The sequence below is a fragment of the Ectothiorhodospira lacustris genome, assembly GCF_022227785.1.
GTDB classification, from domain to species: domain Bacteria; phylum Pseudomonadota; class Gammaproteobacteria; order Ectothiorhodospirales; family Ectothiorhodospiraceae; genus Ectothiorhodospira; species Ectothiorhodospira lacustris.
Genome location: NZ_JAJNQM010000118.1, coordinates 1 through 6,762, shown reverse-complemented (window position 1 = coordinate 6,762; position 6,762 = coordinate 1). Strand labels below are relative to the sequence as shown.

Genomic DNA, 6,762 nt, shown 5'->3' with positions numbered 1-6,762 from the left:
GCACCGTGGTCTGGTATATCGTTGTCTGGTTTGCCGAGACTAGGCCATTGAACTACACTTGATGCATGAATTTCGAATGGAATCAATCCAAGAGCGATGCATGTTTTGCCGAGCGAGGCTTCGACTTCGGCTACGCCGCCAGAGCCTTCTTCGACCCAGACCGCGTGATTCATGAAAATCTTCGCCATAGCTATGGCGAAGATCGTTATCAACTGATGGGCAAGATCGAACAGCGGGTATTCGTGGTGGTCTACACGCCAAGAAACAACGCCATCCGTATCATCTCAGCTCGCAAAGCCAACCAACGTGAGGTCAGGCAGTATGAAAACAGTCAGAATGACGATTGATCCCGCGAGTCCGGAATCGCTGGTTTCCGGGCGCATTGACCCGGCGCGGGTGGACGCCACGACCGAGGCCGATATTGCCAGGCAAGCGGCGGCTGATGAGGAGGCAAGCATGCAGGATACGGCCCGCTTCGTGCGCCGTGTTCGCAAACGTCTGGGATTAAGCCAAGCCGAATTCTCCAGACGGATTGATGTCCCCCTGGAGAGCATCCGCAACTGGGAGCAGGGCAAGCGGTGTCCCACGGGCGCGGCCAGATCGCTGCTCAAGGTGCTGGACAAGGCCCCGGAAGCCGCGCTGGCTGCGCTACACTAACTGCCGTTCGAGGACTTTAAAGACACCCACTTTTTGCCCACGGCGCTTCACAACGAAGGTACCCTCCCGCCGTCATTCCCGCGCAGGCGGGAATCCAGTCGCGGTTGGAGTGTCCGTCCTGGACTCCCGCTTTCGCAGGAGTGACGCTCTCAAACCAATCGCGAAAGGACACCTGCCTTTTGCACTCGTACAGCACTGCCGCAGAACCCGGCCACGAGGATATGAGTGAGAACGACACTGGAACGCTTGACGGAAATGGCATCGGCCGACAGGGAAATAGCCGTGCTATGGCTTTATGGCTCCCGGGCGAAAAATACCGCTACCGAGACAAGCGACTACGACTTGGCGGTTGCCTTCCGCACACCCGAAAAACGTCCCCTGGAGCGGCGCCTGAGGCCTGAGTTACTGGCCCAGCAGTGGCGGCATCAGCTCGACCTTGCGGAGGACATGCTCTCGGTTGTTGATATCAATCAGGCACCCATTCCGCTGGCCATGGTGATTATTCGCACAGGCAGGGTTCTGCAGGGCAACGACCCCCTGCGTCTGGCTCGTGAAGAGAACCGGATCAGTTCAATGTGGGAGCTTGATTACCAGTTCCATGTGCGAAAATTTGCCTCCCCTGACACCCAGGAGCCTGACTGTGGAAATCGAGTACATGAGCGCCATGCGGGAGCATCTGGCCACTCTGACTGAAGAGCTTGAGCAGCTTCACGCATTGAGTCAGGCGCCGCAGGGCCTGTCGCCCCTGATATATCGTGCGGCAGAGCGCAACCTGCAACTTTTGACGGAGGCCTGCATAGGGATTGCCAAACAGAGGTTGAAGTCTCTTGGCATGACCGTCCCCAGCGACGCCCGTCAGGCCTTTGCCAAACTGCAGGCACTTGGACATGACGCCAGCGGCACGCCCTGGAGCAAGGTGATCGGGCTGCGCAATGCTCTGGTACATGACTACCTGAATCTGGATGCCAACATTGTGCTGGACATCATCCGGCAGCGTCACTACCAACAGCTCGTCGATTTCGCCTCTGCACAATTGGGAAAACATTGAACATCATCCTTCAGCGCCGCCCCGGCACCGGCATGGGTAACCACCTCAGCAGGCTCATGGCCGCCAGTACCAGCACCAGCACGGGGCCAAAGGGCTGGTCCAGGGCCGCTGCCAGCACGAAGGACAGCAGATAGGCCGCCACGGCAATCCCGGCCACCAGCCACAATACCCACACCCAGCCACGGGCAAGGCGCCAGGCGATCCAGGCCGGCACGAACAGCAGGGCGAAGGCGGCCATGACACCGAAGCTGGTGGTGGTGATGGCCACGGTGGCTACCACCAACAGGTCAAACGTGATCTGATGCGGCCGCGCCGAGAGGCCGTTGGCCGAAAAATGATCCGGATAGAAACGGGACATGAGCAGACAGCCGGACAACCAGGGCAGGCACAGCACTCCCGCCACGATCAGGGCCACGGCCGCCATCAGATGAGGACGACCGGTGAAATAAAGCTGTCCATCCATCAAGGATTTGCCCACCATGTCGCCGTGGGCGCTGAAGGCCGAGGCCACCAGCGCCACGCCCCACCCCACCAGGATGAAGATCACATAGTGGTCGTTGCCGGGACGGGTCAGCAGGCCCTTGATGACGGCCAGCCCACCGGCGGCCACCACGGCACCCAGCATGACCGGTGCGTGCAGTGCCACGGCCACCACACCACCCGCCCCCGCCAGTTGGGCATAGGCCAGGGCCGCCAGCCATTCATCCCGCAGCCGCAGATAGACACCCACCATGGCCGCCACCGGTGCCAGCAACAAACCGGTCACGAAGGGTAGGTGAAACAAGGGATCCAGAAGCAGTTCAAGCATCACGGACTCACGGGCACGACACGGGAACAGACGGTCTGGATGAAGTCGGCTTCATGACTGACCACCAGCAAGGTCCGCCCGCCCAGACCCTCCCGAATCAGGCGGATCAGGCCGGCGGTGGCCTCCGGGTCCAGGTTGTTGGTCGGCTCATCCAGCAGGATCAGATCGGCCGGACTGCCCAGACAGGCCCAGATCTGTACGATCTGGAACTGCCCGCCACTGAGCTGATCCATGCGGCAGTCCAGCAACCGGGCCACGTCATCGGGAGGCGTCCGTCGACCGGCCCCGGTGAGGCGCACCAGGTCATCCCCGGTGAGAGGACACTCCCGGGGGCGAACGGGCTGCTGGCGATGATGGGCCATTCGTAGCCCCGGTGCCCTGGTCAGGCAACCGTCGAAGATCCGGGCCTGACCGGTGAGGGCCTTGAGCAAGGTGGATTTACCCGCCCCGTTACTGCCCAGCAGACCCACCACTTCCCCGGCGTAGAGGTCGAAACTGACCGGACCGACCACCGGCCTGTCATAGCCGGCGATCAGTCCGCCACAGACCAGCAGGGGTTGCATCACCGAGCATTCCCGGCCATGGCCTCCACCCACTGGTCGATCAGCGCCAGATAGGCCTCGGCATCCGCGCCCAGGGGCGGGTCCAGCGGTAGGGCATGCAGGGGCCAGTCCAGCTGCTGCGCCACAAAGCGCGGCCCCCGCTCCGCATGGTGAACGGCCCGGATCACGATGCCGTCCCGGCCCGTCAGGTCACGCACCAGGTCGCGCAGATGACGGGCGGTGGGCGGAACGCCCGGCACAGGTTCGACGTAACCCAGTACCGGCACCCCCAGTCGCAGCACCAGATAATCCGCATCCTTATGGTAGAAGACCACCCCCGGCGCCCCGCTCACCCGGGCCTGCCACGCTGGCAGTCGGGCCTCTACCTTATCGGCAAAGGCCTCGGCGTTGGCCCGGAACCTGGCGGCATCCTCCGGCACAAGCAGGGACAGGCGCTCCGCCAGCGCATGGGCCACCTCGGCCATGCGGACCGGGTCCATGTTCACATGGGGGTTTCCGGCGGGATGGACATCCCCCAGGGACCGATCCGCCGGACCGCCGACATCGATCAACGCCACCTGGGCGGCGGCTTCGAAGTAACCCGGACGGCCGGGGTTCAGGGCCGGGTTGGCGGCCCCCTGGATGGCCGCGGGCAACCAGCCCACTTCCAGATCTGCCCCCACGGCCACCACCAGATCGGCGCCACGCAGGGCCGCCATCATGCTGGGACGGGCCTGCAGGTAATGGGCGTCCCGATCCGGCGGTGCCAGTACCCGCACCGTGACGGCGTCACCGCCCACGGTCTGCGCCAGCATGCCCATGGCCGAGGTGGTGGCCACCACCTGGAGAGAGGCCTGGGCCGTGACGCCCAGACACATCAGTAACAGTCCTGCCAGCCATTTGTGCATCGTCCTGATCTCCTTTAGAACCGGTGGGCACCGTGTACGCCCAGTGCAACCTGGAACTGCAGCATGAAGGCCCAGCCATCCTCATCATGATCGTCTTCGTCGGCGAAGTCGGTCCGGTTCACCTGGGCACGCAGCAAGGAGAACTCGGTGGGACGGAAGGTCAGGTTGGCGGCATAGCGGTAGGAGGTGCCGAAGGACTCGTAACCCTGATGTCCGTGCCCCATCCACTGCAGGGTGTTGCGGTTGGTCATGCCCAGGGCATCGGCCCGGACACCGAACTGCCAGCGAGGGGCAATGCCGTACACCGTCTGCACGTACAGGCCGTCCTGACGGGCGATGTCGGATACCGGGGGACGTTGATTATTCCGGAAATCCACGTCGATCTCCCGACGGTAATACTCCCCCTGCACCACCCAGTCCCCATGACCGAATGACCGACCGGCATCGTATTTGTAGACGGCGTCCACACCGGCAAACCAGGCGTTGCCGTCCCAGCTCAGGCGGTGGCTGTGGTCGCCGTGATCGTGGAAGTCCGACAACTGGAAGGCGCGGGCATGGCCATAGGAAAGGCCGAACTGGGCGGCATGGTTGTGGCCCAGATCCGGAGCCAGCTTGGCAAAGCCGGTGATGAGCCGGGGACCGGACTTGTCGCTGAAGGGCTTGCCTTCGCCATGCCCTTCATAGGAGGCGATCCCGGTGGTTTCGCCCTGGAGCAGTTCCAGGCCGAAGACGCTGTAGAAAGCGGTCTTCGGGGTCCAGGTGAGCTGGACGCCCTTCTCCTGCAGTCCGTGATCCCCAAAAAGGTATTCGTTCACCAGGGGGCGATCCACGAAGGTCCAGTCATGGGTGTGCTGAGCGTTGATGTAGCCGATGTCCGAGAGGAACTTGCCCGCCTTGATCTGCAGGCCAGCGGGCAGGCTGCGGGTAGTGATGTAGGCCTCCTCCACCTCCACGTGGTCTTCATCCAGGTGCAGGGTGAGGAGTGCATCGAAGTAATGATCCACGGAGGCGGTGAAGGTGAGTTCCGCGGAACGGAAATTGAAGCCCTCCTCCAGGCCGTGATCATGACCGTGGTCGTGATCATGACCGCCGCCGAATCCGGCCGGGGTGCCCACATGGCCGCTGAATTCGTTCAAATACACGGTATCGATGATGACCGAGATATCCGGGTTGAAGGCGCTGCCGGAAGACACCCGTTCACCGCCCAATGCCGGCAGCGGTGTCATGGTGGCGCCGGCAAGGGTGCTGCCGCGTGGCGGCTCCTGGGCATACACCCCGGACAAGGGAAACAGCAGCAAGGCAGCCGCTGTCAGCGGAAGGCGTTTCGTGGCCATGGTCATCTCCGTTTCAGTCTGGTGCGTTGATTCGGCGAACCAGGCAGATGTTATAACATAACAAAACAGAATCAACAGTGGAGATGAGACAATTCCGGGCGAAGGCGCCCTCCCGCCGTCATTCCCGCGAAGGATTCCCAACCAAAGCGCCACCCGCCGTCATTCCCGCAGAGGCGGGAATCCGGGGAAAGACTGCCAAATACCCAAGACTCCCGCTTTCGCGGGAGTGACGTTCTCCGGTCGAATTCACCGGCAGGCTCGCTCCCATGGAGGATTCCCAACCAGAGTGCCACCCGCCGTCATTCCCGCGGAGGCGGGAATCCAGGGAAAGACTGCCGAACGCCCAAGACTCCCGCTTTCGCGGGAGTGACGCTTTCCTGTCATTCCCGCGAGGGGTGGGTATTCATGAATGTGAGGTCAGGTGAGTATGAAAACTGTCAGAACGACACTTGATCTCAAGCGCCCGGAATCGCTGGTTTCCGGGCGCGTTGACGTATCAGGACTTGCGGCGCCTCATCGCGGCCATTCCGGCTAGCCCAAGCCCAAGCAAGGCCAAGGATGCGGGTTCCGGAACCGGTGAAGGATTACCGATTTCAACCCCTCCGATGGTTGCACCGTCGAAGGCGAGTCCGGACTGGTAAAGAGTATCGTCCCAGTTGACCACGCCAAACTCAAGAACGTAACGACTCGCCTCTCCAATGACGTAGGAGGCCAAAATCCATCCAGTGTGTCCGCATCCCAACGAACTAAAGCACCGCCCCGAATCACTGCCAAGTGGCGACCATGTCGTCTCACCAGGGATGATGGGGCTTGCATCAGGGGTCAGCGTCGCATTGAGTACCGGCATCCCAAAACCCGGCACCGTATTTCCATCGGGTGTGGTTCTCGCCGTGAAGAGCAATGCAACCTCTTCCAGCGTCTCATCAAGCAACCGGGCCCACCCATAGTCGGCAAAGCCCGCGCCGTCGGAGGTCACGTAATTGAAGTAAAACTCCAGCAGATCCCCCTCGCCGGCAGTGAACATCGTGCTTCTCAGCCGTGACCCTGTTGTGGGTACGCCCTCACCACCGATACCTTCCAGTGCGACACCTTCTACCCCCTCCGCAGTGGAAACCCAGCCATACTGGGTGGAACCTTCGAAGGGAGAAAGCGTGACTACGCCGTCCGCACCCGATGTACCGAAATTACCCTCACCGGTCCAACCCGAAATAGAGATCGCAGAACTGGTCCCGGAAAAACCGAGCAAACCCGCTCCAACCAATGCCACAGCTATTGTTGATCTTCTGAAAACCATTGAGTTGCCCTTTTTTTCTTTGAATTACAGAATTCCGGGCAACTAAATGCAAAAATAAAGCCAAAAAAATAAAAATCAATAAAAATATAAGCTTACAGGAAAAAACACGTGACCCGATCGACCGCATTGAAAACGGCCGTCAAGAAATTCGACATGTTCAGCACATGATCA

At 61.2% G+C, this 6,762-nt stretch carries 9 protein-coding genes; 4 read left to right on the top strand and 5 right to left on the bottom strand.

The genetic code is table 11. The annotated features are described in order from the left end of the window. Positions 1 to 65: 65 nt before the first annotated feature. From LQ952_RS15075 to hepT, 4 genes are all read left to right on the top strand, one after another. Entirely contained in the window at positions 66 to 347 is a 282-nt protein-coding gene (locus LQ952_RS15075; protein ID WP_238623445.1) for a BrnT family toxin, read from the top strand. Beyond that, entirely contained in the window at positions 337 to 657 is a 321-nt protein-coding gene (locus LQ952_RS15070) for a helix-turn-helix domain-containing protein (protein ID WP_238617253.1), read from the top strand. The genes LQ952_RS15075 and LQ952_RS15070 overlap by 11 nt, the downstream gene beginning before the upstream one ends. A gap of 225 nt (positions 658 to 882) precedes the next feature. Continuing rightward, entirely contained in the window at positions 883 to 1,350 is a 468-nt protein-coding gene (mntA, locus tag LQ952_RS15065) for a type VII toxin-antitoxin system MntA family adenylyltransferase antitoxin (RefSeq protein ID WP_238623444.1), read from the top strand. Continuing rightward, positions 1,313 to 1,705, top strand: a complete 393-nt coding sequence (hepT, locus tag LQ952_RS15060; RefSeq protein ID WP_200173341.1) for a type VII toxin-antitoxin system HepT family RNase toxin — start codon at positions 1,313 to 1,315, stop codon at positions 1,703 to 1,705. The genes mntA and hepT overlap by 38 nt, the downstream gene beginning before the upstream one ends. A gap of 10 nt (positions 1,706 to 1,715) precedes the next feature. On the opposite strand, the gene LQ952_RS15055 is transcribed toward hepT, so the two are convergent. From LQ952_RS15055 to LQ952_RS15035, 5 genes are all read right to left on the bottom strand, one after another. After that, positions 1,716 to 2,513 (bottom strand): metal ABC transporter permease, encoded by a 798-nt coding sequence (locus LQ952_RS15055; RefSeq protein WP_238623443.1) that lies wholly within the window; start codon positions 2,511 to 2,513, stop codon positions 1,716 to 1,718. After that, on the bottom strand, positions 2,513 to 3,076 hold the full coding sequence (locus tag LQ952_RS15050) for an ATP-binding cassette domain-containing protein (RefSeq protein WP_238623442.1): 564 nt from the start codon (positions 3,074 to 3,076) through the stop codon (positions 2,513 to 2,515). Before LQ952_RS15050 ends, LQ952_RS15055 begins: the two co-directional genes overlap by 1 nt. Beyond that, a complete protein-coding gene (locus tag LQ952_RS15045) occupies positions 3,076 to 3,963 on the bottom strand; it encodes a metal ABC transporter substrate-binding protein (protein ID WP_238623441.1) in 888 nt (295 codons plus the stop codon). The genes LQ952_RS15050 and LQ952_RS15045 overlap by 1 nt, the downstream gene beginning before the upstream one ends. Before the next feature lie 14 nt (positions 3,964 to 3,977). After that, complete coding sequence (locus LQ952_RS15040) at positions 3,978 to 5,189, bottom strand: TonB-dependent receptor (protein WP_238623446.1); 1,212 nt, start codon at positions 5,187 to 5,189, stop codon at positions 3,978 to 3,980. Positions 5,190 to 5,793: 604 nt separating this feature from the next. After that, a complete protein-coding gene (locus LQ952_RS15035; RefSeq protein WP_238623440.1) occupies positions 5,794 to 6,591 on the bottom strand; it encodes an NF038132 family protein in 798 nt (265 codons plus the stop codon). Positions 6,592 to 6,762: the final 171 nt, after the last annotated feature.

What these genes read in the sequence shown, in the direction of transcription:
- LQ952_RS15040 (WP_238623446.1), bottom strand. Translation starts at nt 5,189, where the DNA reads ATGACACCGCTGCCGGCATTGGGCGGTGAACGGGTGTCTTCCGGCAGC.
- LQ952_RS15035 (WP_238623440.1), bottom strand. Translation starts at nt 6,591, where the DNA reads ATGGTTTTCAGAAGATCAACAATAGCTGTGGCATTGGTTGGAGCGGGT.
- LQ952_RS15050 (WP_238623442.1), bottom strand. Translation starts at nt 3,076, where the DNA reads ATGCAACCCCTGCTGGTCTGTGGCGGACTGATCGCCGGCTATGACAGG.
- LQ952_RS15045 (WP_238623441.1), bottom strand. Translation starts at nt 3,963, where the DNA reads ATGCACAAATGGCTGGCAGGACTGTTACTGATGTGTCTGGGCGTCACG.
- LQ952_RS15070 (WP_238617253.1), top strand. Translation starts at nt 337, where the DNA reads ATGACGATTGATCCCGCGAGTCCGGAATCGCTGGTTTCCGGGCGCATT.
- LQ952_RS15055 (WP_238623443.1), bottom strand. Translation starts at nt 2,513, where the DNA reads ATGCTTGAACTGCTTCTGGATCCCTTGTTTCACCTACCCTTCGTGACC.
- LQ952_RS15075 (WP_238623445.1), top strand. Translation starts at nt 66, where the DNA reads ATGAATTTCGAATGGAATCAATCCAAGAGCGATGCATGTTTTGCCGAG.
- hepT (WP_200173341.1), top strand. Translation starts at nt 1,313, where the DNA reads ATGAGCGCCATGCGGGAGCATCTGGCCACTCTGACTGAAGAGCTTGAG.